The 22,905-nt window shown below is 59.3% G+C and carries 23 protein-coding genes and 2 pseudogenes; 14 read left to right on the plus strand and 11 right to left on the minus strand.

Annotation, left to right across the window (positions count from 1 at the left end; all coding sequences use genetic code 11):
* The first annotated feature begins 108 nt into the window (after positions 1-108).
* Positions 109-963 carry a D-hexose-6-phosphate mutarotase gene (locus AB4N64_RS02170; protein WP_460121601.1) on the plus strand — a complete coding sequence of 285 codons (855 nt, stop codon included), beginning with the start codon at positions 109-111 and terminating at the stop codon, positions 961-963.
* Between the two features lie 147 nt (positions 964-1,110).
* Here AB4N64_RS02170 and AB4N64_RS02175 read toward each other — a convergent pair whose 3' ends face one another.
* Positions 1,111-1,971 carry a MurR/RpiR family transcriptional regulator gene (locus AB4N64_RS02175; protein ID WP_368557677.1) on the minus strand — a complete coding sequence of 287 codons (861 nt, stop codon included), beginning with the start codon at positions 1,969-1,971 and terminating at the stop codon, positions 1,111-1,113.
* Between the two features lie 226 nt (positions 1,972-2,197).
* Between AB4N64_RS02175 and zwf the strand changes: the two genes are divergently transcribed.
* Genes zwf through AB4N64_RS02190 form a run of 3 tightly spaced genes read left to right on the plus strand, consistent with a single transcriptional unit; the run spans position 2,198 to position 5,050 of the window.
* Positions 2,198-3,667 carry a glucose-6-phosphate dehydrogenase gene (gene zwf / locus AB4N64_RS02180; protein ID WP_460121603.1) on the plus strand — a complete coding sequence of 490 codons (1,470 nt, stop codon included), beginning with the start codon at positions 2,198-2,200 and terminating at the stop codon, positions 3,665-3,667.
* Positions 3,654-4,367, plus strand: coding sequence for a 6-phosphogluconolactonase (gene pgl / locus AB4N64_RS02185; RefSeq protein ID WP_460121605.1), 714 nt, complete (start codon positions 3,654-3,656; stop codon positions 4,365-4,367). Before zwf ends, pgl begins: the two co-directional genes overlap by 14 nt.
* 17 nt (positions 4,368-4,384) lie before the next feature.
* Positions 4,385-5,050 (plus strand): bifunctional 4-hydroxy-2-oxoglutarate aldolase/2-dehydro-3-deoxy-phosphogluconate aldolase, encoded by a 666-nt coding sequence (locus AB4N64_RS02190; RefSeq protein WP_460121607.1) that lies wholly within the window; start codon positions 4,385-4,387, stop codon positions 5,048-5,050.
* Positions 5,051-5,254: 204 nt separating this feature from the next.
* Here the strand turns inward: AB4N64_RS02190 and AB4N64_RS02195 are convergent, their stop codons facing one another.
* Positions 5,255-6,439: an aminotransferase class V-fold PLP-dependent enzyme gene (locus AB4N64_RS02195; protein WP_460121609.1), complete on the minus strand. Its 1,185-nt coding sequence runs from the start codon at positions 6,437-6,439 to the stop codon at positions 5,255-5,257.
* A gap of 9 nt (positions 6,440-6,448) precedes the next feature.
* Positions 6,449-6,685 carry a DUF3820 family protein gene (locus AB4N64_RS02200; RefSeq protein WP_460121610.1) on the minus strand — a complete coding sequence of 79 codons (237 nt, stop codon included), beginning with the start codon at positions 6,683-6,685 and terminating at the stop codon, positions 6,449-6,451.
* A gap of 202 nt (positions 6,686-6,887) precedes the next feature.
* Between AB4N64_RS02200 and AB4N64_RS02205 the strand changes: the two genes are divergently transcribed.
* The gene (locus tag AB4N64_RS02205; protein ID WP_460121612.1) at positions 6,888-7,355 is read left to right on the plus strand and encodes a ferritin-like domain-containing protein; all 468 of its coding nucleotides are present in this window, start codon (positions 6,888-6,890) and stop codon (positions 7,353-7,355) included.
* A 158-nt stretch (positions 7,356-7,513) separates the two neighbouring features.
* Here the strand turns inward: AB4N64_RS02205 and AB4N64_RS02210 are convergent, their stop codons facing one another.
* On the minus strand, positions 7,514-7,984 hold the full coding sequence (locus tag AB4N64_RS02210; RefSeq protein WP_020295762.1) for a MaoC family dehydratase: 471 nt from the start codon (positions 7,982-7,984) through the stop codon (positions 7,514-7,516).
* Between the two features lie 40 nt (positions 7,985-8,024).
* Positions 8,025-8,969, minus strand: coding sequence for an alpha/beta hydrolase (locus AB4N64_RS02215; protein WP_460121614.1), 945 nt, complete (start codon positions 8,967-8,969; stop codon positions 8,025-8,027).
* A gap of 250 nt (positions 8,970-9,219) precedes the next feature.
* Here AB4N64_RS02215 and fadD2 point away from each other — a divergent pair, with 250 nt between their 5' ends.
* Together fadD2 and fadD1 are read left to right on the plus strand one after the other, a co-directional pair.
* Positions 9,220-10,908 carry a long-chain-fatty-acid--CoA ligase FadD2 gene (gene fadD2 / locus AB4N64_RS02220; protein ID WP_460121616.1) on the plus strand — a complete coding sequence of 563 codons (1,689 nt, stop codon included), beginning with the start codon at positions 9,220-9,222 and terminating at the stop codon, positions 10,906-10,908.
* A gap of 459 nt (positions 10,909-11,367) precedes the next feature.
* Positions 11,368-13,068: a long-chain-fatty-acid--CoA ligase FadD1 gene (gene fadD1, locus AB4N64_RS02225; protein ID WP_460121618.1), complete on the plus strand. Its 1,701-nt coding sequence runs from the start codon at positions 11,368-11,370 to the stop codon at positions 13,066-13,068.
* A gap of 103 nt (positions 13,069-13,171) precedes the next feature.
* On the opposite strand, the gene AB4N64_RS02230 is transcribed toward fadD1, so the two are convergent.
* The gene (locus AB4N64_RS02230) at positions 13,172-13,549 is read right to left on the minus strand and encodes a hypothetical protein (RefSeq protein ID WP_460121619.1); all 378 of its coding nucleotides are present in this window, start codon (positions 13,547-13,549) and stop codon (positions 13,172-13,174) included.
* Positions 13,550-13,747: 198 nt separating this feature from the next.
* Between AB4N64_RS02230 and AB4N64_RS02235 the strand changes: the two genes are divergently transcribed.
* The 3 genes from AB4N64_RS02235 (at position 13,748) to def (ending at position 15,592) form a co-directional block, all read left to right on the plus strand.
* Positions 13,748-13,939, plus strand: coding sequence for a CsbD family protein (locus tag AB4N64_RS02235; protein ID WP_460121621.1), 192 nt, complete (start codon positions 13,748-13,750; stop codon positions 13,937-13,939).
* Between the two features lie 160 nt (positions 13,940-14,099).
* Positions 14,100-15,053, plus strand: coding sequence for a YihY/virulence factor BrkB family protein (locus AB4N64_RS02240; RefSeq protein WP_460121622.1), 954 nt, complete (start codon positions 14,100-14,102; stop codon positions 15,051-15,053).
* The gene (def, locus tag AB4N64_RS02245) at positions 15,053-15,592 is read left to right on the plus strand and encodes a peptide deformylase (protein ID WP_460121624.1); all 540 of its coding nucleotides are present in this window, start codon (positions 15,053-15,055) and stop codon (positions 15,590-15,592) included. Before AB4N64_RS02240 ends, def begins: the two co-directional genes overlap by 1 nt.
* A gap of 134 nt (positions 15,593-15,726) precedes the next feature.
* Here the strand turns inward: def and AB4N64_RS02250 are convergent, their stop codons facing one another.
* Positions 15,727-16,146, minus strand: a complete 420-nt coding sequence (locus tag AB4N64_RS02250; RefSeq protein ID WP_460121626.1) for a GNAT family N-acetyltransferase — start codon at positions 16,144-16,146, stop codon at positions 15,727-15,729.
* Between the two features lie 120 nt (positions 16,147-16,266).
* A complete protein-coding gene (gene gstA / locus AB4N64_RS02255; protein ID WP_460121628.1) occupies positions 16,267-16,869 on the minus strand; it encodes a glutathione transferase GstA in 603 nt (200 codons plus the stop codon).
* A 99-nt stretch (positions 16,870-16,968) separates the two neighbouring features.
* Between gstA and AB4N64_RS02260 the strand changes: the two genes are divergently transcribed.
* From AB4N64_RS02260 to AB4N64_RS02270, 3 genes and pseudogenes are all read left to right on the plus strand, one after another.
* Positions 16,969-17,841, plus strand: coding sequence for a LysR family transcriptional regulator (locus tag AB4N64_RS02260; RefSeq protein WP_460121630.1), 873 nt, complete (start codon positions 16,969-16,971; stop codon positions 17,839-17,841).
* A 407-nt stretch (positions 17,842-18,248) separates the two neighbouring features.
* Positions 18,249-19,022, plus strand: a pseudogene (locus AB4N64_RS02265) (PAS domain-containing protein); the annotation flags it as partial.
* A 129-nt stretch (positions 19,023-19,151) separates the two neighbouring features.
* Positions 19,152-19,568, plus strand: a pseudogene (locus tag AB4N64_RS02270) (methyl-accepting chemotaxis protein); the annotation flags it as partial.
* 116 nt (positions 19,569-19,684) lie between these two features.
* On the opposite strand, the gene AB4N64_RS02275 reads toward AB4N64_RS02270, so the two are convergent.
* From AB4N64_RS02275 to gntR, 3 genes are all read right to left on the minus strand, one after another.
* The gene (locus AB4N64_RS02275; protein WP_460121632.1) at positions 19,685-20,260 is read right to left on the minus strand and encodes a hypothetical protein; all 576 of its coding nucleotides are present in this window, start codon (positions 20,258-20,260) and stop codon (positions 19,685-19,687) included.
* Between the two features lie 159 nt (positions 20,261-20,419).
* Complete coding sequence (locus tag AB4N64_RS02280; RefSeq protein WP_460121634.1) at positions 20,420-21,052, minus strand: glutathione S-transferase family protein; 633 nt, start codon at positions 21,050-21,052, stop codon at positions 20,420-20,422.
* 68 nt (positions 21,053-21,120) lie between these two features.
* Positions 21,121-22,152, minus strand: a complete 1,032-nt coding sequence (gene gntR / locus AB4N64_RS02285; protein WP_460121636.1) for an HTH-type transcriptional regulator GntR — start codon at positions 22,150-22,152, stop codon at positions 21,121-21,123.
* A gap of 215 nt (positions 22,153-22,367) precedes the next feature.
* On the opposite strand from gntR, the gene AB4N64_RS02290 reads away from it, so the two are divergent.
* On the plus strand, positions 22,368-22,901 hold the full coding sequence (locus AB4N64_RS02290) for a gluconokinase (protein WP_460121638.1): 534 nt from the start codon (positions 22,368-22,370) through the stop codon (positions 22,899-22,901).
* Positions 22,902-22,905 lie beyond the last annotated feature (4 nt).

A 22,905-nucleotide genomic window follows, 5' to 3' on the forward strand; every position in this document is an offset into this window, starting at 1 on the left:
GTTGCGATAAGCTCCTCTCTATGTGCGCATTTTTGCGGACAGCCTTGGCTGTCCGCTTTTTTTTGGAGGGTGGCGCACAACAGATGAATTTCAGGACCGTGGCACACCATGCATGAGCATCCGCTACAACGCTTCTTCAAATCCATGCGCGCGCGTCCCGTGTTTGCGTGGGAGCGCTATCAGAAGCGCGATGTACTGGTGATCGATCACCCGCTGTGTCAGGCGGTGTTCAGCCGGCAAGGCGCGCAATTGCTGCATTTTCAGCCTCGAGGACAAAAGCCGTGGCTGTGGTGCGCGGCGCGGTGGCCGCACGTGGGCGCCATTCGCGGGGGCGTGCCGGTATGTTGGCCATGGTATGGCCGGCATCCGAGCGAAAACGCCTGGCCATCTCATGGCTGGGCCCGGCTGCTCGACTGGAAACTGCTCGACAGCAGCGACGACGAAGACGGCGTACGTCTGCACTGGCGCCTGCAATTGTGCGACTGGCAAGCGGACCTGCATGCCCACCTGGGCGATCGCATGGATTTGCGCCTGAGCACCGAGCATCAGGACAGCCTGCCGTGCCAGTTGAGCCAGGCGTTGCACGCCTATTGGCGTATTGGTGACGTCGGCGAGGTAGCGCTGTCTGGGCTTGACGGAGCGCAGGGCTACGACCAGCTCAACCGTCAGGTTTGTCAGCAGGAAGGCGAATTACGGGTCGACGGTGGCTGTCAGCGGGTGTTCCAGCACGACGGTGAATTACAGCTCAAGGACCACGCCTGGCAGCGCGAGTTGTGCATCGATACCGGCGAAACGGCTGACACGGTGGTCTGGCACCCGGGCTCGCGACCGTTGCTTGGCGTGAGTTGGGATGAGGTCTCTGAATTCGTTTGCGTGGAAGCGGCCAGTGGTGGCACGGACAGCCTGTGCCTGAAGCCGGGGGAGAGGGCGCATTTGAGTTTGCAGGCGCGGGTGGGGGCTTAGCTCAGGTTGTGCGGTGTTGCTTATGGCCTCATCGCGGGCAAGCCCGCTCCCACAGGTTTTGTGCACGACGCAATCACTGTGGGAGCGGGCTTGTCGAATCGTCGCACCGTCGCGATGAGGCCAGATCAGGCAACGAAAAACCAGGCCTCAGTTGAACTCATCCCCCACCGGATACCGGCTTGCATTCAGGCTTTCCTTGATCTTGCGCAAATGCGGCTGGAAATCCACGCCCCGACGCAAGGTCATTCCTGTCGCCAGCACATCCAGCACGGTCAGTTGAATGATCCGCGAAGTCATCGGCATGTAGATGTCGGTGTCTTCCGGCAGCGGAATGTTCAGGCTCAAGGTACTGGCCTTGGCCAGCGGTGAGTTTTCTGCGGTCAGCCCCAGTACCGATGCGCCGTTTTCCCGGGCGATACGTGCCACTTCCACCAACTCGCGGGTGCGGCCAGTGTAGGAGATGATCACGAACAACTCGCCCGTATGCGCCACCGAAGCAATCATGCGCTGCATGAGCACGTCGGCATGGGCAGTGACAGCCAGGTTGAAGCGGAAAAACTTGTGCTGTGCATCCAGCGCCACCGGGGCCGAGGCACCAAGGCCGAAGAAGTGGATCTGCCGGGCCTGGATCAACAGGTCGACGGCGCGGCTGATCAGGCTCGGGTCGAGGGCTTGCAGGGCGCTGTCGAGGGAGGCGATGGCGCTGCCGAAAATCTTCTTGGTATAGGCTTCCGGATTGTCGTCGGCTTCCACGGCGCGGCTGACATACGCGGCGCCGCTGGCCAGGCTCTGGGCCAGTTGCAGCTTGAGCTCCGGGTAGCCGCTGACACCGAACGAGCGGCAGAAACGATTGACCGTCGGCTCGCTGACCGACGCGGCCTGGGCGAGGGCGGCGATGCTGAACCGGGTGGCCTGCTGTGGGTTCTGCAGGATCACCTCGGCGACTTTGCGCTCGGCCTTGTTCAGCTCTTCAAGGCGATTCTGGATCTGCTCCAGTAAATTTCGCACGCGGTCCATATAAGTATCCTTAACGCCCGCGCCGAATGGGCGCGTGGCTATGCAAAATGGGCCTTTGATGAGGCCCGTCACGGTGGCCTATCCTACTGATGGCTCCGATCGACCACCACTCGGAATCTGTATTTTGCGAAAATGTTATGATTATTACTACATTTTCCCTTGAGTGATGCCTTGAAAAAAGGTATTTGTAGCTTAACTTGATAAAAGAACAAACATCATGCCTTCGATTACGGTTGAACCGTGCACCTTCGCCTTGTTCGGCGCCCTGGGCGACCTGGCCCTGCGCAAGCTGTTTCCTGCCCTGTATCAGCTCGACGGCGCCGGCCTGCTGCATGAAGATTCGCGCATCATTGCACTGGCCCGTGAGGCCGGCAGTGAGCAAGAGCATCTGGCGTTCATTGCTTCCGAACTGCGCCGCTATGTCGGTGCCAAGGAGCTCGATGAAGCGGTGGTCGAACGTTTCCTCGCACGCCTGAGTTACCTGCACGTCGACTTCCTCAAGTCCGAAGACTACGTGGCCCTGGCCGAGTTGGCCGGCAGCACCCAGCGACTGATTGCCTACTTCGCCACTCCTGCCGCCGTGTATGGCGCGATCTGCGAGAACCTGGCGAAAGTTGGCCTGGCGGAAAACACCCGTGTGGTGCTGGAAAAGCCCATCGGCTCCGACCTCGAGTCCTCGCGCAAGGTCAACGACGCCGTGGCCCAGTTCTTCCCGGAGAACCGCACCTACCGCATTGACCACTACCTGGGTAAAGAAACCGTCCAGAACCTGATCGCCCTGCGTTTCGCCAACAGCCTGTTCGAAACCCAGTGGAACCAGAATTACATCTCCCACGTGGAAATCACCGTGGCCGAGAAGGTTGGTATTGAAGGGCGCTGGGGTTACTTCGATAAGGCTGGCCAGCTGCGGGACATGATCCAGAATCACCTGTTGCAACTCCTCTGCCTGATCGCCATGGACCCGCCGGCGGACCTGTCTGCCGACAGCATCCGCGACGAGAAGGTCAAGGTGCTCAAGGCCCTGGCACCGATCAGCCCGGAAGGCCTGACCACCCAAGTGGTACGTGGCCAGTACATCGCCGGCTACAGCGAAGGCAAACCGGTGCCGGGCTACCTCGAAGAGCCTAATTCCAATACCCAGAGCGACACTGAAACGTTCGTCGCCCTGCGTGCTGATATCCGCAACTGGCGCTGGGCGGGCGTGCCGTTCTACCTGCGTACCGGCAAGCGCATGCCGCAGAAGTTGTCGCAGATCGTCATCCACTTCAAGGAACCGTCGCACTACATCTTCGCCCCGGAGCAGCGCCTGCAAATCAGCAACAAGCTGATCATTCGCCTGCAACCGGACGAGGGTATTTCGCTGCGGGTGATGACCAAGGACCAAGGTCTGGACAAGGGCATGCAACTGCGCAGCGGCCCGCTGCAATTGAATTTTTCCGACACCTGGCGCAGCGCTCGGATTCCCGATGCCTACGAACGGTTGTTGCTGGAAGTGATGCGCGGCAATCAGAACCTGTTTGTCCGTAAAGATGAAATCGAAGCTGCGTGGATCTGGTGTGACCAGTTGATCGCCGGTTGGAAAAAATCCGGCGATGCGCCCAAGCCGTACGCGGCCGGGTCATGGGGGCCGATGAGCTCCATTGCACTGATCACGCGGGACGGGAGGTCGTGGTATGGCGATATCTGATTTGAAATTGCCGCAGGGCGTCAGCGCCCATGCGTTCAAAAGCCCGGTGCTGCTGGCCGAAGGCCTGGCGCTGAATGTGGTCAAGCAACTGAGCGACGCGATCGAGGCCAAGGGCACTGCAACGCTGGTGGTCTCCGGCGGCCGCAGCCCGGTGGCGTTTTTCCAACACTTGGCCAAGCAGCCGCTGGACTGGTCCAACGTGGTCGTCAGCCTGGCCGACGAGCGCTGGGTCCCGGTGGAACACGCCGACAGCAACGCCGGGTTGCTCAAGAAGTATTTGTTGCAGGGCCCGGCGGCCAAGGCGCAGTTCCTCAGCCTGTACAGCGCCAGTGCCAACCTGGAGCAGGCAGCGGAGCAAGCTGATCGCCTGCTGTCGGAGTTGCCAGTGATCGACGTGTTGGTGCTGGGCATGGGCGACGACGGCCATACCGCGTCGTTGTTTCCGGGCAGCCCGAATCTGGCCGAGGCCCTGGCAGCTGATGGCACGCGCCGCTGCTATCCGATGCTGGCGCCGACCGTGCCGCATCAACGCCTGACCATGAGTCGGGCGCTGCTGGCCTCGGCCAGGCACAAGATTTTGTCGATTTCCGGCCAGTCCAAGCTGACCACCCTGAATACCGCACTGGCCGGTGACGATGTCGCCGCATTGCCGATTCGCGCGTTTCTGCAACCTACGTTAGAGATTTACTGGTGCCCATGAGCCAAGGAACAGCCGCTATGACAAACCCATCCCCGACCGTTTCCATGGCGGATAAAGTTGCCCTGATCGACAGCCTCGCCGCCAAGGCGCGGATCCTGCCGGTGATCACGATTGCCCGCGAGCAGGATGTCCTGCCGCTGGCCGATGCCCTGGCCGCCGGTGGCCTGACTGCCCTGGAAGTGACCCTGCGCTCGCAGTTCGGCCTCAAGGCGATCCAGATCCTGCGCGAGCAGCGCCCGGAACTGATCACCGGTGCCGGCACCGTGCTCGACCGGCAGATGCTGGCTGCCGCCGAAGCGGCCGGTTCGCAATTCATCGTGACCCCGGGGATTACTCGTGACCTGCTGGAAGCCAGCGTGGCCAGCGACATTCCGCTGTTGCCAGGCATCAGCAATGCCTCGGGCATCATGGAAGGTTATGGCCTGGGTTATCGGCGCTTCAAGCTGTTCCCGGCAGAAGTCAGTGGCGGCGTGGCCGCCATCAAGGCATTGGGCGGCCCGTTCGGCGAAGTGAAATTCTGCCCGACCGGTGGCGTGGGTCCGGCCAACATCAAGAGCTACATGGCGTTGAAAAACGTCATGTGCGTGGGCGGTAGCTGGATGCTTGATCCGGAGTGGATCAAGAACGGCGACTGGGCCCGCATTCAGGAATGCACCGCCGAGGCCTTGGCGCTGCTGGACTGATTCACCCCAACACCTCGTTGTGTGTTCTACGGCTTTTCGGTGCGCTTGGTCGGCGCACTTTTTTTTGCCTTGAGAAAAACCAGCACTGCTCTCCTGTAGGAGCGAGCATGCTCGCGAAAAAAACCGCAAGCGCCGCGGGGCGTCAGGTGCCCATCGTCATCGTTGACGACCATCGCGAGCATGCTCGCTCCTACAAGATAGGCGTCATCCCGCCAGTTCTTTCAACGCCCCCACCAACCGCTTCATGTGCTCCCCCGTCGTGGTGAACCCCGGCGTGATCCGAATGCACGGCCCGCACGCCGCCCCAGTGCGCACCACGGTAAACAGGTTGTATTCGTTGAGCAGCCTTTCGGCCATCACCTGCTGATCCGCCTGCGCGGTGAAGCGCATCGCCGTGATTGCGCAATACAAGCGCGGATCATCCGGCGTCAGCACTTCAATGCCCGGTACCTCGCGCACCTCACGCACCCACAGATCGCGCAGGTAATTGAGGCGAGGTCCCTTCGCGGCGGCGCCACCCATGGCCTGGTGTTCTTCGAACACCAGCGGCAAGGTCAGCAGCGCGGGAATGTTGGGCGTGCTGTAGGGGGTGCGGCTCAGTATGTCGGTGACAGGGAAATGCATCTCGCCCATGTCCGGGTCGATGTCTGCCAGGCGTTGTGGCGCGATGTAGATGAACCCCAGGGTCAGCGGTGCACCGATCCACTTGTGCAGGTTGAAGCCGGCGAACTCAATGCCCAGCGCCGACAGGTTGAATTCCATCTGCCCCAGCGCATGAGCGCCGTCGAGGATCACGTCGATACCATGCTCCCTGGCAGCAGCGGCAATGGCCTGCACTGGCATCACCAGGCCGGTGCGATGGGTAACGTGGGTCAGGGCCATCAATTTGAGCCTGGGATATCGGGCGAAAGTATCGCGATAGGTCGCCAACAGGCTGTCGAAACTGGCGGGGTGGGCGTGTTCGATTTCGATCACTTCGACGCCGCGATGACGGGCCAACCAGCGCATCGCACCTTTTACCGTGTCGTACTCCAGATCACAGATCAGCACCTGGTCGCCCGGTTGCAGGCGGTTGTAGTTGCGAATCAGCGATTGCAGGGCGTCCGAAGCGTTGCGGGTGAACGCCACGCTTTGCGCGGGTACGTCGATCAGTTCGGCGAGCTTGCCACGAATGCGCGCGCCGTCGGTCTTTTCGAAACGCTGGCGCACATAGATCGAATTGCTGCGGTTGATCAGTTCGATGTTGCGCTGATATTCCTCGACCACCGTCCGCGACAGGCGTCCGAAGTAACCGTTTTCCAGATTGATCGGGCCAGGTTCAACGGCGTAGCGATCGGCGAAGGTCTGCCAGAACAATTCATCACGGGCACGGCGGGTGTTATCGGGCATGGGGACGACTCAGTAGCGAGGGGCGGATTTGCCATGTTTGGCGCGCAACGGTTCCAGCAGATCCGACAAACCGTTGTGATCGATTTCCTGCATCAGTGCCAGCAAGCCGCCCAATTCGCCATGGGGAAACCCTTCGCGAGCGAACCAGTTGAGGTAAGGACCGGGCAGGTCGGCAATGATGCGGCCCTTGTATTTTCCGAAGGGCATTTGGCGGGTGATCAACAGTTCGAGCTTTTCAGGGTTCATCGGTCAGTCGTCAAGATTGGGCCACTTGAAAATACAGGCATTCTGCATGCAGGCCAAATGACAGATCATGCAAAAAAAACGGATACAGATTTTTAGGTAAATTGTAAGTCATTGAAATATAAGTAATAAATTCAATATCCAAAGCTGGCATGCCCGCTGCAATGTCTATTGCATCTTTCATCAACCCGTGAGGAATTGAAAAATGACCGACATGAATAAAGAAGCCATCTCTGTACTCAATGACCTGATCGAAACCAGCAAGGATGGTCAGGAAGGGTTCAAGACCTGCGCTGAAGACATCAAGCATCCGGAACTCAAATCGCTGTTCACCCAGCGCTCCGTCGACTGCGCAACAGCTGCTGCGGAATTGCAGGCTGCCGTGCGTTCGATGGGTGGCGATCCGGAAACTTCGACCAGCGTCAGCGGCGACCTTCACCGTCGTTGGGTCGACGTGAAAGCGATGTTCACTGGCAAGGACGAAGAAGCTGTGCTGAACGAAGCCGAGCGCGGCGAAGACCACGCGCTTAAGGCTTACCGCGAAGCGATCGAGAAGATCAACAAGCACAACCTGGTGGGTATTCGTGACTTGGTTGAACGTCAATACCATGGCGTGCAACGCAATCACGATCAGGTAAAAGCCCTGCGTAACCAGGCTCGCGCGCGTTCGTAAGCGGTAGCTTTATATCCCCACTGTGGGAGTCCCCTGTGGGAGCGGGCTTGCCCGCGAAGGCGGTATGTCAGTCACATCATCGATGTCTGACACGACCCTTTCGCGGGCAAGCCCGCTCCCACATTCAGGGGCATTCCATTTCAGTTTTGCTCACAGCCTCAGCCGATACTGATCGCCGGCAACGTCGGCAGGGTCACGGTCTGTTGTTTGCGCGGCGCCAGGATTTCTGCCTCCCCATCCACCACCAGCTCATCGCGCTGATTAAACACGCGGGTGGCAATGCGCACACGAAACTTGGGCAGCTTTTCCAGGATTTCCAGGCGCACGGTCAGCGTATCGCCAATCTTCACTGGCTTTTGAAAGCTCATCTGCTGGCCAATGTAGATGGTGCCCGGCCCAGGCAGTTCGCAGGCCACAGCCGCGCTGATCAGCGCGCCGCTGAACATGCCGTGGGCAATGCGCTCCTTGAACATGGTGGCGGCGGCGAACTCGGCGTCCAGGTGCACCGGGTTGTGGTCACCGCTCATCGCGGCGAACAATTGAATGTCACGCTCTTCGACCGTCTTGCTGTAGCTGGCGGTCTGCCCGACTTCAAGGGCTTCGTAAGGAGTGTTGGTCACCTGGGTCATCGGTTTGAATTCCTGTAGCAAATATAAAGAACACGAAAAACTATTCGGATCTGGGTGGTCGGCGATGGCTCAGGACCTGAGCGATCCAGTCCAGCACGTCGGCCGTCACTTCATCACGGTTGGTCTCGTTGAACAGTTCGTGCCGGGCCTGCGGGTAAATCGTCAATTGCAGGTTCTGGCAGCCGGCGGCGCGCAACGCATCGGCCAGATCTTTCAGACGCTTGCCTTCACTCACCGGATCACATTCGCCGCCAATCACCAGCAACGGCAGGCCCGGATCGATCTGGGCGAGATTGGACGCTTTGCTGATCTGCTGCAAGCCGCCGAGCAAATCGATCCACAATTGATTGGTGCAGCGAAACCCGCACAGCGGGTCGTTGGCGTACTTGTCGACTTCGGCCGGGTCGCGACTGAGCCAGTCGAACGGCGTGCGCACCGGTTTGAATTTTTTGTTGAACGAGCCAAACGACAGCCATTCGATCATGGCGCTGCGGCCCTTGGGGCCCTGGCGCAGTCGCTCCAGGCGAGCGATCTGGCGCGCGGCGCGATAGAGCGCGACCGGTTGGAAATTCGAACCACTGAGCACCGCGCCGTGCAGGCTGGCGCTGTGATGCAGCAGATAAGCCTGAGCGATGTAGCTGCCCATGCTGTGGCCGAGCAACACGATCGGCACGCCGGGATGCTGTTGGCCGATGTGTTGGTTGAGGCTGGCCAGATCGCCCACGACCTTGCACCAGCCATCGTCGTCCGCAAAGTGACCGAGTGTGCCGTTTTCCGATGTTTTGCCGTGCCCGCGTTGATCCAGCGCATAGACGCCATAGCCCTGTTCGCAGCAGGCCTGTGCCAGGCGGGCATAGCGGTCGCTGTGCTCGGCCATGCCGTGGGCCAGCAGAATCACTGCTTTTAACGGCGCGGCCGGCAGCCATTGATTGACGAACAGGCGGCTGCGGTCACTCGCGGGCAGCCAGAAGGTGTCGTGGACCATGGCGATTCCTTTTGCATGAGCGTGTAGGGCACTGGTTGCATTGTATAGCGCATCCTTCGCTCTTCGTCCGATCAGCCCACACCACTGCACCAAGATTCATACGATCAATGTCGGTTGTTGCCATATTTGCCTGATTGACCATAACTGCTAGTGTCCGTGAAGCCCCGCTTTTTGCTTTCTGTTTTGAGGGAAAGGAAAGCAAGGACTCAAAAGCGGCCCCGGATAAGTTCAGGTAAAGAGGACAAGAACAATGCAACCTGATTTCTGGAATGACAAACGCCCGGCCGGCGTGCCCCTGGATATTGATCAAGGCGCCTACAAGTCGGTGATCGAAGTGTTCGAGCGTTCGTGCAAGAAATTTGCGGACCGCCCAGCCTTCAGCAACATGGGCGTGACCCTGACCTACGCTGAACTCGAACGCCAGAGCGCAGCGTTCGCCGGTTACCTGCAAGCCCATACCGACCTGGAACCGGGTGATCGTATTGCGGTGCAAATGCCCAACGTCCTGCAATACCCGATTGCCGTGTTCGGTGCCCTGCGTGCCGGGTTGATTGTGGTCAACACCAACCCGCTGTACACCGCGCGGGAAATGCGCCACCAGTTCAAGGATTCCGGTGCCCGGGCGCTGGTGTACCTGAACATGTTCGGGCAGAAGGTCCAGGAAGTGCTGCCCGACACGGACCTGCAGTACCTGATCGAGGCGAAGATGGGCGACATGATGCCCGCCGCCAAGGGTTGGCTGGTCAACACCCTGGTGAGCAAGGTCAAGAAAATGGTCCCCGACTACGACTTGCCCCAGGCCATCGCCTTCAAAAGTGCGCTGCGCATGGGGCGCGGCCAGGCTATCAAGCCGCTGAATGCCCGGCTCGACGACATCGCCGTGCTGCAATACACCGGGGGAACCACCGGCCTGGCCAAGGGCGCAATGCTCACCCACGGCAACCTGGTGGCGAACATGCAGCAGGCGCGCGGCTGCCTGGGGCAGTATGGCGACGATGGCCAGCCGTTGTTGCGCGAAGGGCAGGAGATCATGATCGCGCCGCTGCCGCTCTATCATATCTATGCCTTCACGGCGAACTGCATGTGCATGATGGTGACGGGCAACCACAACGTGTTGATCACCAATCCACGGGACATCGGCGGCTTCATCAAGGAGCTGAAAAACTGGCGGTTCTCGTGCCTGTTGGGGCTCAACACCCTGTTTGTCGCGCTGATGGATCATCCGGATTTCAAGACCCTGGATTTCTCCAGCCTCAAGCTGACCAACTCTGGCGGCACCGCGCTGGTCAAGGCCACCGCCGAACGTTGGGAGCAGTTGACCGGTTGCCGCATCACCGAAGGCTATGGCCTGACCGAAACCTCGCCAGTGGCGTGCACAAACCCCTACGGCGACAAATCGCGCATCGGTACCGTTGGCCTGCCGGTGCCGGGTACCACGCTGAAAATCATCGACGATGAGGGTGTCGAGCAACCTTTGGGCGAGCGCGGTGAACTGTGCATCAAGGGCCCGCAGATCATGAAGGGCTACTGGCAGAAACCCGAGGCCACCGCCGAAGTACTGGATGCCGAGGGCTGGTTCAAGTCCGGCGACATCGGGGTGATCGATCCCGACGGCTTCGTGCGCATCGTCGATCGCAAGAAAGACATGATCATCGTTTCGGGCTTCAACGTGTACCCCAACGAAATTGAAGACGTGGTAATGGCCCATCCGAAAGTCGCCAACTGCGCGGTCATCGGTGTGCCGGACGAGCGCTCCGGAGAGGCGGTGAAGCTGTTCGTGGTGGCGCGTGAGTCCGGGGTCAGCCTTGAAGAGCTGAAATCCTACTGCAAGGAAAACTTCACCGCCTACAAAGTGCCCAAGCACATTGTGTTGCGTGACTCGCTGCCAATGACGCCGGTAGGCAAGATTCTGCGCCGAGAGTTGCGGGATATTGCTTAACAGATGAATGGCCGCGCTTGGCCCGAATCGTCGCGATGGTGGCCCTGGCACCGCGGGCATCAGACAGCCCGCGTCATCGTTAACGTCCATCGCGAGTAAACTCGCTCCTACAGGTCGGGTGTGATCCCTGTAGGAGCGAGCTTGCTCGCGATGCATTTTCAGCCACACCGCAGAACGAAAAACTGCCAACACAGAAATTCTTGTAGGACAAAGCCCCGAATTCCGGGGCTTTCATCTCTATATAGAATTTTTGCTCTAAAATGACCGCTTGTTATTCTTGAGTCACAAAAGTGACTATAGGGGCTACGTTTGGCCCTAGTCGGCCCTCGGCAAAGCTGATAATCTCGGCCCGCTTTGTGACCTCTCGGCCTTCAAGAAAAGCCCTGGCTCACCCATACACCAATAATAATCGCATCAAAATGCGGTATTTGAATTCGCGTTGCTGAGGAGTGGGCTTCCATGATCGAAGACTTCTGGAAGGATAAGTACCCTGCCGGGATTGCTGCCGACATCAATCCGGACGAGTACCCGAATATTCAGGCAGTGTTGAAGCAGTCCTGCCAACGCTTCGCCGACAAACCGGCTTTCAGCAACCTGGGCAAGACAATCACGTACGGTGAACTGTACGAGCTGTCCGGTGCCTTTGCCGCTTACCTGCAACAGCATACCGATTTGCAGCCCGGCGATCGAATCGCCGTGCAATTGCCCAACGTCCTGCAATACCCGGTCGCGGTGTTCGGTGCCATCCGTGCCGGGCTGATCGTGGTCAACACCAATCCGCTGTACACCGCGCGGGAAATGGAACACCAATTCAATGATTCCGGCGCCAAGGCCCTGGTCTGCCTGGCCAACATGGCGCACCTGGCCGAAGCCGTCGTGCCCAAGACCGGTGTGAAGCACGTTATCGTTACCGAAGTGGCCGACCTGTTGCCACCGCTCAAGCGCCTGCTGATCAACAGCGTCATCAAGTACGTGAAGAAGATGGTACCGGCGTATCACTTGCCCAAGGCCATCAAGTTCAATGACGTGCTGAGCAAGGGCCACGGCCAGCCAGTGGCTGAAGCCAGCCCGGACAGCGGCGACGTGGCGGTGCTGCAATACACCGGCGGCACCACGGGTGTGGCCAAGGGCGCGATGCTGACGCACCGCAACCTCGTGGCGAATATGCTGCAATGCAAGGCGCTGATGGGCTCCAACCTCAACGAAGGTTGCGAGATCCTGATCACGCCGCTGCCGCTGTACCACATCTATGCCTTCACCTTTCATTGCATGGCGATGATGCTGATCGGCAACCACAACGTCCTGATCAGCAATCCGCGCGACCTCTCCGCGATGGTCAAGGAACTGTCCAACTGGAAATTCAGCGGCTTCGTTGGTTTGAACACGCTGTTCGTGGCTCTGTGCAACAACGAAAGCTTCCGCAAGCTGGATTTCTCCGCACTTAAAGTCACCCTGTCCGGCGGCATGGCCCTGCAACTGGCAGCGGCCGAACGCTGGAAAGCGGTCACTGGCTGCGCCATCTGCGAAGGTTATGGCATGACCGAAACCAGCCCGGTGGCCACCGTGAACCCGATCCAGAACATCCAGATCGGCACCATCGGCATTCCGGTGCCTTCGACCCTGTGCAAAGTCATCGACGATGCCGGCGTGGAACGACCGTTGGGCGAAATCGGCGAGCTGTGTGTGAAAGGCCCGCAGGTGATGAAAGGCTACTGGCAACGCCAGGAAGCCACCGATGAAATGCTCGACAGCGAAGGCTGGCTGAAAACCGGCGACATCGCGGTGATCCAGCCCGATGGCTACATGCGTATCGTCGATCGCAAGAAAGACATGATTCTGGTGTCCGGTTTCAACGTTTACCCCAATGAATTGGAAGACGTGCTTGCGACCCTGCCGGGCGTGCTGCAATGCGCGGCCATCGGTGTGCCGGATGAGAAATCGGGCGAGGCGATCAAGATTTTCATCGTCGTCAAACCGGGCGTGACCCTGACCAAGGAGCAAGTGATGGAGCACATGCGTGCGAATGTCACCGGCTACAAGGTCCCGCGCTCCGTAGAGTTCCGCGATGCGCTGCCGACCACCAACGTCGGCAAGATCCTGCGCCGCGAACTGCGCGATGAAGAGCTGAAAAAGATCAACGCGAAGAAAGCTACCGCGTAGTCCTGTGTAGGAGCGAGCTTGCTCGCGATAGCGGTATGTCAGTCACCATCAATATGACTGTTCCACCGCTATCGCGAGCAAGCTCGCTCCTACAATATTTGGGTTACTGGCGGAATGTTGCGAAGTTGACGTTGGTGCCGTTCGGGCGCATGTCCTGCAGGTACGAATCCTTGTCCGCACTCAGCTCCAGGCTCAGCGCCGCCTTGCGCTTGCCTTCGTTGCGCACCACCAGCCCTTCGAGCTTCTCGCGCAGGAATACGGTCGGCACTTTCAGGTGCAGCAGCTCATCGGTGGCCGGGGTATGCATCAGCAGGTGAACCCATTCGTACTGACCAATGGCCAGGCGCGACACCGGAATATCGAACCACCAGATATTGCGATTGCGGTTCAGTTCGGTGAAGTGGCAGTTATTGACGCCCAGTACGGCACCACCAAGTTCCTGGTTTCTGCGGGCAATGGCCTGCTTTTTATCGAGTTTCATAACGTTCCTACGGGTTGGATCATCAGCGCCATGGCCAATACATGTCGCATTCTCAGGGGTAGGCCGGCAAACATAAAGCCCAACCTGCGACCGGCGATGAAATGTCGCCCGGTAAAAAAAATGAAACTCCCCCCAAATACCTTGGGTCAATCCCTGTGTAACCCCTTTTCTCGTTCACAGGTTGACAGGAGACACACCATGGGCAGCACTGGCGATAAAGTAAAAGGCATGGCCAACGAAGCAGCCGGCAACATCAAGCAAGGCGTCGGCAAGGCCACCGGCAACGACAAAATGCGCGCCGAAGGCGTGGTGCAGGAGAAGAAAGGCGAAGCGCAGCAAGCGGTCGGTAAAGCCAAGGATGCAGTGAAGAAGGGCGTCGACAAGGCGTGAATCCCCTTTTGATGAAAACCAAACGGCTATCTGCGGATGGCCGTTTTTGTGTCAGCTTTTATTTTGCGCAGGATCAAAATCGCCAAGTAGGCTAATTTGATGTAGAAACGGCCCCTGAGTCGCCACCACTTCAAGCGATTTGCGGCGAAAGGAGACGCAGATGATTTTCCCCGACATGAAAGGCTTGCCTCTGCACCGGGTAATGGTGCGCACGATCAAGGAATTCGTCGACGACGAAATGTCGACCTATGCCTCGGCATTGGCCTATCAAATGTTGTTTTCGCTGTTCCCGTTCATCCTGTTCCTGATTGCCCTGATCGGTTTTCTGCACCTGCCGGATTTCTTCTCCTGGCTGCGCCTGCAATCGGAGTTGGTGTTGCCGCCTCAAGCCCTGGAACAGGTCAACCCCGTGATCGACCAGTTGCAGCAGTCCAAGGGTGGTCTGCTGTCGATCGGTATCGTCATCGCGTTGTACACCGCTTCAGCCGGCGTGCGCCTGATGATGAGCGCAATGAACGCGGCTTATGATGTGGTGGAAGGGCGGCCACTGTGGAAGCGCTTTCCCTTGTCCATTATCTACACCGTCGGGATTGCCGGCATGTTGCTGGTAGCCGCCGCGCTGATGGTGCTCGGGCCGCAGGTGATGGGGTGGATCGCCTCGCAGGTCGGCCTGGAAGACTTCATCGTCACCGTCTGGACCATCGCGCGCTGGCCAGTGATTGTGATCCTGATGATGATCGCCGTCGCACTGACCTATTACGTCATGCCGGATGTGCGCCAGGAGTTCCGCTTCATTACGCCCGGTTCGGTGCTGGCGGTGATGGTTTGGATCATCGCGTCCCTGGGGTTCGCTTTTTACGTCAAGACCTTTGCCAACTACAACGCCATGTACGGCAGTATCGGTGCGATCATCGTGCTGCTGCTGTATTTCTACATTTCCTCGGCGGTGCTGTTGCTCGGTGCGGAGATGAATGCAGTGATTGAGCACATGTCGGCCGAAGGCAAGGAAAAGGGCGAGAAGGTTCCAGGCGAGGCCGACGAGATTCCCAAACAACATGTTTCCGGGCTGGGTCGGGATCACTCAATCAAACCAAACACTGACGAAGCGATGTGATGATTCGTGAAATTCTGAAAATGGGTGACGAGCGCCTGCTGCGCATCGCCCCGCCGGTCCCGGTCGAGATGTTCGACAGCCCGGAACTGTGGCAACTGATCGACGACATGTTCCAGACCATGGAAAGCGTTGGCGGAGTTGGCCTGGCCGCGCCGCAAATCGGCGTCGACCTGCAATTGGTGATCTTCGGTTTCGAGCACAGCGAGCGCTACCCGGATGCCCAGGCCGTGCCGCAAACCATCCTGATCAACCCGCTGATCACGCCGCTGAGCCCACTGATGGAAGAGGGCTTTGAAGGCTGCCTGTCAGTGCCCGGCCTGCGCGGCGCGGTGGACCGTTATCAGCACATTCGCTACGAAGGCTTCGACCCCAAGGGCCAACCGATTGTGCGCACCGCCGAAGGCTTCCATGCGCGGGTGGTGCAGCACGAATGCGATCACTTGATCGGCCGGCTTTACCCGTCGCGAATCACTGACTTCAGCAAGTTCGGCTTCACCGAGGTGATGTTTCCGGACCTTGATCCGAATGCGGATGATTGACTGCATTTGCCAATTCAATGCACGTCCCTGTGGGAGCGGGCTTGCCCGCGATCGCGTCGGTAAACTCAACATCAATGTTGACTGAACTGACGCCATCGCGGGCAAGCCCGCTCCCACAGAGTTCCCATCAGGATTTAATGATCAGCAGGCTCCAACCCCATCGCAATCATCGGCTTGCTGCGCGCATACCGGCTCAGACGTTCAGCCATGGCGTAGGGCATCTGCGGATCGAAGGTAAACCCTCGCCGCTCGTAGAAACCTCGCAAATCCGGGTGACAGAACAGCCACACCGGTTGCTCGAGACCTTCGACCGCTGCGCTGATTAATCTCGCCGCGACGCCTTGCCCACGGCACGCCGGATCGACGAACAGCCCGGTCAACCAATGCCCACCCGCCACCGGCCGCAAGCACAGCGCGCCGACGATCTCCTCGCGCCGGGCGACCCACAGGCGTGCATCGCGCACGGCCTTCATCGACGACTGATTCGCGCGATAAAACTTGTTCATCAAGGGCCATGACGGTTCGCAAAGCTGGGTGTATCGGGTGTCGGGCATGGCCTGGGTCTGTCGCTGGGCAAGGCGGGCGATTATAGAGAACACGGGCCGTAAAGGGCTGCACAAATAATCTGCTCAACCTTGCGTTCTCACGAACATCGCGAGCTCGCTCCTATAGGTTCAAGCCAACTCCACGGCCAACGCTGCGCTGACCGACGGGCGCTGGCTAATCCGCGCCTGAAACCTCGCCAACGCCGGCCAGCGATCCAGATTGATTGCAAACCCAGGCGCCCAGCGCAGCACCGCAAACAGATACGCATCGGCGACACTGAACCCGCTCGCCAGCAGAAAATCCTGACGCTCCAGCGTCTGGCACAACACGGCAAAACGCTTGAACAGTTTCTCCTGGATCTGCGCTTTCACCTCTTGGGCGAATTGCTCGTTGAACAGCCAGCCCAACCCGCCATGGATCTCCGTCGACACAAAATTCAACCACTCCTGCAAACGCACCCGCTCGAACGTACCGAGCGCCGGCGCCAGGTTCGCGTCCGGCCGCAGGTCGGCGAGGTATTGCAGGATAGCGGGGCCTTCGGTCAGCACTTGCGCGTTATCCAGTTGCAACGCCGCCACGTAACCCTTTGGGTTGATGACGAGGAAGTCGGCGCCGTGGGCGGTCGTTTTGCTGCGGTTGTCGACGCGGATCAGTTCGAAGGGCAGGTCGAGTTCGCGCAACACAATATGAGGTGCCAGCGAGCAGGCTTGCGGGGCGTAATACAACTTCATCGGTGCGTCTCTGGTGAGGGATTTGCGCCAGTGTCATAGTGCGCGCGACCCTGGGTAAAATTAATCTTTCACGGCGCTGCCATAAGGAGAGCTACTGTCATGATGAACCTGATGCATTGGCGCATGGTCGTGGCCGTGGCTGACACCGGCAACATCACCCGCGCCGCCGAGCGCGTCGGCATGACCCAGTCGGCGGCCAGCCAGGCACTGGCGCTGATCGAGCAAACCCTGGGTGTGCAGTTGTTCAGTCGGGAAAACCGCCAGACCCTGCCCACCGCCATTGGCCTGTCGGTGATAGAGCACGCACGCAGCATGGTCGGTGCCCTCGAAACCATCCGCAGCACCGTCGATGCCGCCAAGGGCGTACAGCGTGGCACCATCCGCCTGGCCAGTTTCCCCATGGTGTTGGCGACGTTCCTGCCGCCCTTGCTGCGTCAGTTCCGTAGGCTGTATCCGGGTATCGAGGTGGTGGCGCTGGAGGTCAGCGACGACGAAGTGGAGAGCCTGCTGACCGCCGGCCTGGTGGATGTCGGCGTGATATTGAACCCGACGTCCGAGCGCAAGGCCTGCCGCCTCGGCTGTGATGCCTGGGTGGCGGTGGTGTCGACAGGCCATAGTCTGGCGCGTCGTTCGGTGGAGGAGGGCGTTACGCTCGCTGAGTTGGCGCAGCAACCCTTTGTATTGGCCACAGGCGGCTGCTCTACCAACGCCGGCAGCCTTGCCCGCGACATCGGATTGCAGCTTGAAGACGTGCGCGTTGAAGTCCGGGAATGGAACAGCGCTTTTACCCTCGTGCGGGAAAACATCGGCGTGACCCTGGTGCCAGAGATGACCTTGCCCAGTCAGCTTCAGGGGCTGAGGGTGATGCCGCTTAAACCGCGTATCGATCGAGAGTTCGCACTGGTGGCTGCGCCGGGCAAGCCACCGTCAGCGGCGGTGCAGGCGCTGTTGGCCCTGCTGGGTGAACGCTGAGTCGAATCCTGCTGAATCGATTTTGTCCTTGATACTGGCCGACTAGTGGCCTTGCGCCGTTGAGGACCCTCGCTATGCTGCTTTGTAACTAACCATGTCGAACGGACAGGTTGGAAAGCTCGAGAGTGCTCGCGAGAAAAAGCACCAATAACGAGCGAAAGGAGTCTTGCGTTAAATGGATTTTTTTACGACAGCATCAGGGTTGGCCCGATCCCGGGCTATCAAGAGACGGATGTCTTGATAAGAGCGTTGCCATATGGACTCTCCGATTCAACATCAGTGATCACCTGACCTGCCTCTCCCGTGGAGGGGTGCGTGTACCTGTTCCTGGGAACGTTGTGGTGGATACGTTGAAAAAACCGAAGAACTTTCAACAGTCATAAGACCGCGCTTAGGGTGATACGACCATGTTCAATTTGCATCACAAGGCTGACTTGCTGGAAATCGAACGCTTCAGCTGTGCGCTGGGCGAAGCCAACGCCAAACTGGCCGCCATCTGCCGCTCGATGGCGATGATCGAATTCACCCCCGACGGCTTCGTCATCGACGCCAATGAGAATTTTTGTGCGGTCATGGGTTACAGCACTGATGAAGTGCGTGGCAAACACCACCGGATCTTCTGCGAAGAAGCGTTTTACCGAAGCGAGGACTACGCGAAGTTGTGGCGTGACCTGGCCCGTGGCGAAGCGGTCAGCGGCACGTTCCCAAGACTGGACAAGCGTGGCCAGGAGGTTTGGCTCGAAGCCAGTTACATGCCTGTGTTCGGTGCTGATCGCCAGGTAAAAAGTGTGATCAAGGTGGCCTCCGACATCTCTGCACGAGTGCATGAGGAACACGAAAACAAAAGCATGCTCGCGGCTATTGGCCGCTCCATGGCGGTGATCGAGTTCACGCCCGAGGGCCGTGTGATCACGGCCAATGATAATTTCCTCAACGCCACGCATTACTCGCGGGGCGAGATCGTCGGCCAGCATCACAGCCTGTTTTGTCATCGCGCCGAGGCTGAATCCTCTGGCTACAAGGCATTCTGGGCCTCGCTCAATCGCGGCGAATATCACTCGCACCGCTTCGAGCGCAAGGACAAACACGGCCGCACGATTTTCCTCGAAGCATCCTACAACCCGCTGTTCGACACCAAGGGACGGCTGTACAAAGTGGTGAAGTTTGCAAGTGACATCACCCACCAGATGACCACCCTGCAAACGGCTGCCGAATCAGCCCACAGCACCTCGGTGCAAAACGATGTGTGCGCACGTAAAGGTTCCGAAGTGGTGCAGCAGACGGTGCAGATCATCCAGGACATTTCCAGGGACTTGAACGAAGCGGCGTTGAGCATCGATGCGGTCAGCAAGCAGTCCGACATCATCGGCACCATCGTCCAGACCATTCGCGGCATCGCCGATCAGACCAACCTGTTGGCGCTCAATGCGGCCATCGAAGCGGCAAGGGCCGGGGAGCATGGGCGAGGGTTTGCGGTAGTGGCCGATGAAGTGCGCAGCCTGGCGGCTCGCACCAGCCAGGCGACGCTGGAGATTGTCGACGTGGTGCGCAGGAACCACGACCTGTCAGTGAGTGCGGTGTCGAGCATGCAATCGAGCTTGAGTCGCACCGGGCTTGGGGTCGAGCTGGCCAACGAGGCGGGGGAGGTGATCCTGGAAATTCAGCAGGGGTCACGGCACGTGGTGGATGCGATCAGCCAGTTCAATTCGACGTTGCAGTTGAATTGATCCCTGTAGGAGCGAGCTTGCTCGCGATGGCGGTGTGTCAGCCAATACTGATATGACTGATACGCCGCATCGCGAGCAAGCTCGCTCCTACAGGGGCGGTGTTGTGCCCGGACTGATTACAACGACGCCAGGAACTTCTCGACCACCGGGGCCTTGCTTGGATCACCGGTTTGCTGCGCCTTCTCGGTCTGGGCGATGGCGGCTTTTTCCTGCATGCGCTGTGCGATTTCCTCACCGATTGCCTTTTGCTTTTCCGGCGGCATTTGCGCGATGTCTTCTTCAGTCAGGCCCATTTCTTCCAGGATCGCATCATGGATGCGTTGCTCTGGGGTTTTGGCCATCCAGTCCTTGAAGTCCTGAGTGGCCCCGCCACCGTTGCCGATGCGGTCTTTGGCGCCTTCCGGCAATGGTGCATAGGTCGCCTGCAGCTCAACACGGGTCTTGGCGAATGCTTCATCAACGTTGTCGCTGATTTTCGCGGCGGCGTTGACCTGCTCGGTGCTCAGCTTGGAAACCGCAGCCTGGACGCTGCCTGTTTCCTTGTTCTGCAACTGGATGTTGTTTTGCACGTTCTGCATCAGCAAGCCTTGCAGGCCGCCCTGCAGACCGGCCGCGGCATCGGTCGTCGGATCTTCGCCGGGCTTTTTGAGAAACAGCGGTGTAACCAGGTTCTGTTGTGCACTGACCAACATGATGAGTAGACCTTGTAGGTGGTTGCGGTACAGCACCGAGAGCAAATAGTGTGCCCAAGACGTAAAGGCCATTGTTTACAAGGGCTTGGCATGTAACGTCGACCTGACATTCAGCCCTGAGCGGTCAGCCTTTGCCGTCGGGCGGCAGAGGCCGACCGCTCAGGGCAGGCCATTGCACACGTGTTTGAGAAAGCCGGGGCGTTGCGCCAGCTTCTGGAAATACGCTTCCGTCGCCGGATAATCCGGCCGCTCCATGGGCGTCATCAACCAGCGGTTGATCGACAGCCCGATCACGATATCGGCCAGCGTGAAGTGGGCGCCGGCCACATAGGCTTTGGTGGTCGCCAACTGATGTTCGAGAATCGCCATCTTTTGGTTCCAGTCACGCACGCCATGGGCAATACGCTGCGGGTCCTGAAATTCCGGATCTTTGCGCACCAGTGCAGTAAAGGCGTAGCTCCAGGAACGGTTGAGCTCGGTGGCCTGCCAATCCATCCACTGCTCGACCCGCGCCCGCGCCGCCGGCTCATGGGGCAGCAACCCGGTGTTGTGGTGCTTGCCCGCCAGGTAGCGGCAGATGGTGTTGGACTCCCACAAGACGCCGGCTTCATCGACAATCACCGGTACTTGTGCGTTGGGGTTCAGGCGTACGAATTCCGGGCTGTGGGTGGAGGCGAACCCGCTGCCCCAGTCCTCGCGCTCATAGCTGATGCCCAGCTCGTCGCAGGTCCACAGGACTTTCCTGACGTTGATGGACGAAGCTTTGCCAAGAATTTTCAGTGCATGTTCCATAAAGCCACTCCTTCGACAGAACGGTGGGGCTTACCTTCAAGGTTAGTTGAAAAGCCCCGGTGAGCCGGTCAGGTGCTTTCCCGCACCATCAATTCAAAACCCATGTCCTGCACGGGCCGGGCCACGGTGTTGCCAGCCATCAGGGTCAGCATCTGTTCCGCAGCACGCCGGCCGATGGCCTCGCGAGGGGTGTTGATGCTGCTCAGGCGCGGGACCATGTGCGCGGACATGGGCAGGTCGTTGAAGCCCAGGATCGCCACCTGTTCGGGGATCCTGATGCCGCTGCGCATCGCCTCCAGCAGCGCGCCCTGGGCCAGGTCGTCGTTACCGAAGAAGATCGCATCGACATCCGGATGGCTGGCAATCAGTTGCAGGAACAATTCGCCGCCCAGGCCAACGGAGGAAGCGCGTGGGGTGAGTACTTCCAGATCCGGGTCGTAGCGACCGGCTTTCTGCAACGCCTTGCGAAACCCTTCGCCGCGCAGCAGGGTGCGTTGATCCAGTTGCGCGCCGATGTAGGCCAGTCGCTTGCGTCCACGGGACAGCAAGTGCTGCGCGGCCGTTTCGCCGGCCGCCAGTTGCGAGAAGCCGACGCAATTGAGTCCGGCGGCGCTGTCGAGCTCCATCATGTAGACGCAGGGAATGTTGCTCGCTTCGATCATCCGTCGGGAGCTTTCGGTGCGATCGAACCCGGTCAGCAACAGGCCGCGTGGCTGGTAGGCCATGTAGTTGCGCAGCAGGTTTTCCTCTTCATCGCGTGAATAATGAAAGTTGCCGATCAGCACTTCGAAACCCTTGGGTCGCAAAACCTGATGAATGGCTTCCAGGGTGTCGATAAACAGCAGGTTGGACAAAGAAGGCACCAGCACCACCACCGAATGGCTCTGGGCCGAGGCCAGCGCGCGGGCGGCGGGGTTGACCACGTAGCTGAGTTCCTGCGCGGCTTTCTGCACTTTTTCCACAAGCTCGGTGGCTACCGTGCTGACGCCACGTAACGCGCGGGACGCGGTGATCGGGCTGACGCCGGCCAGTCTTGCCACTTCATTAAGGGTCGGACGGCCAGTGGTTCGCGTATTTTTATCGTTTTTAGGGGAGGTCATCGGGCGGCTTGCCAAACAAAATTCAAGGCACTAAGGTAGCGCTGTCCCGTAGCAGCTGCAAATGCGTAAGCGAGTTTGACCTGAAGCTCGCTTTTTGGCGTTGGGACTCAATTGGCTGCAAACCACAAAAATGACAAGAAGGCGTCGGCAACTTCTGCTTTTGGTCTAGTGTCATAACTGGCAAAGGTAGCGCTGTCTGCGCGCTGAGGTGTTACATGACTCATCCCATCACCGCCCTGGTCATCATGGGCGTCGCCGGTTGCGGCAAGACCTGCGTCAGCGAAGCTCTCTGCGAGCTCAGCGGCGCCACTGCCATTGAAGGCGATACCTTTCACCCTGCCGCCAATATCGAAAAAATGAGCGCGGGCATCCCCCTGAACGACGATGACCGTGCCGGTTGGCTCGACACCCTGTGTGAAGAACTGCGTCGGGTCGATGCCACGGGCCAGCGTCCGGTGCTGACCTGTTCGGCGCTCAAGCATGTCTATCGTGAACGCCTGCGCAGCGCCTTGCCGGGCCTGGGCTTCGTGTTCCTCGAACTGACGCCTGAAGTGGCTGCCGACCGCGTGTCCCACCGCCCGGGTCACTTCATGCCTTCGACCCTGATCGACAGCCAGTTCGCCACCCTCGAGTCCCCGGTGGGCGAGCCCCTGACCCTGGCGCTCGATGCGTCCAACTACAGCGTCGAGCAACTGGCGAAACAGGCGCATGTCTGGTGGCTGGAGCATGGCCTGAAACGCGCCGGATGATTTT

It is taken from the genome of Pseudomonas sp. S2_C03 (assembly GCF_054668405.1).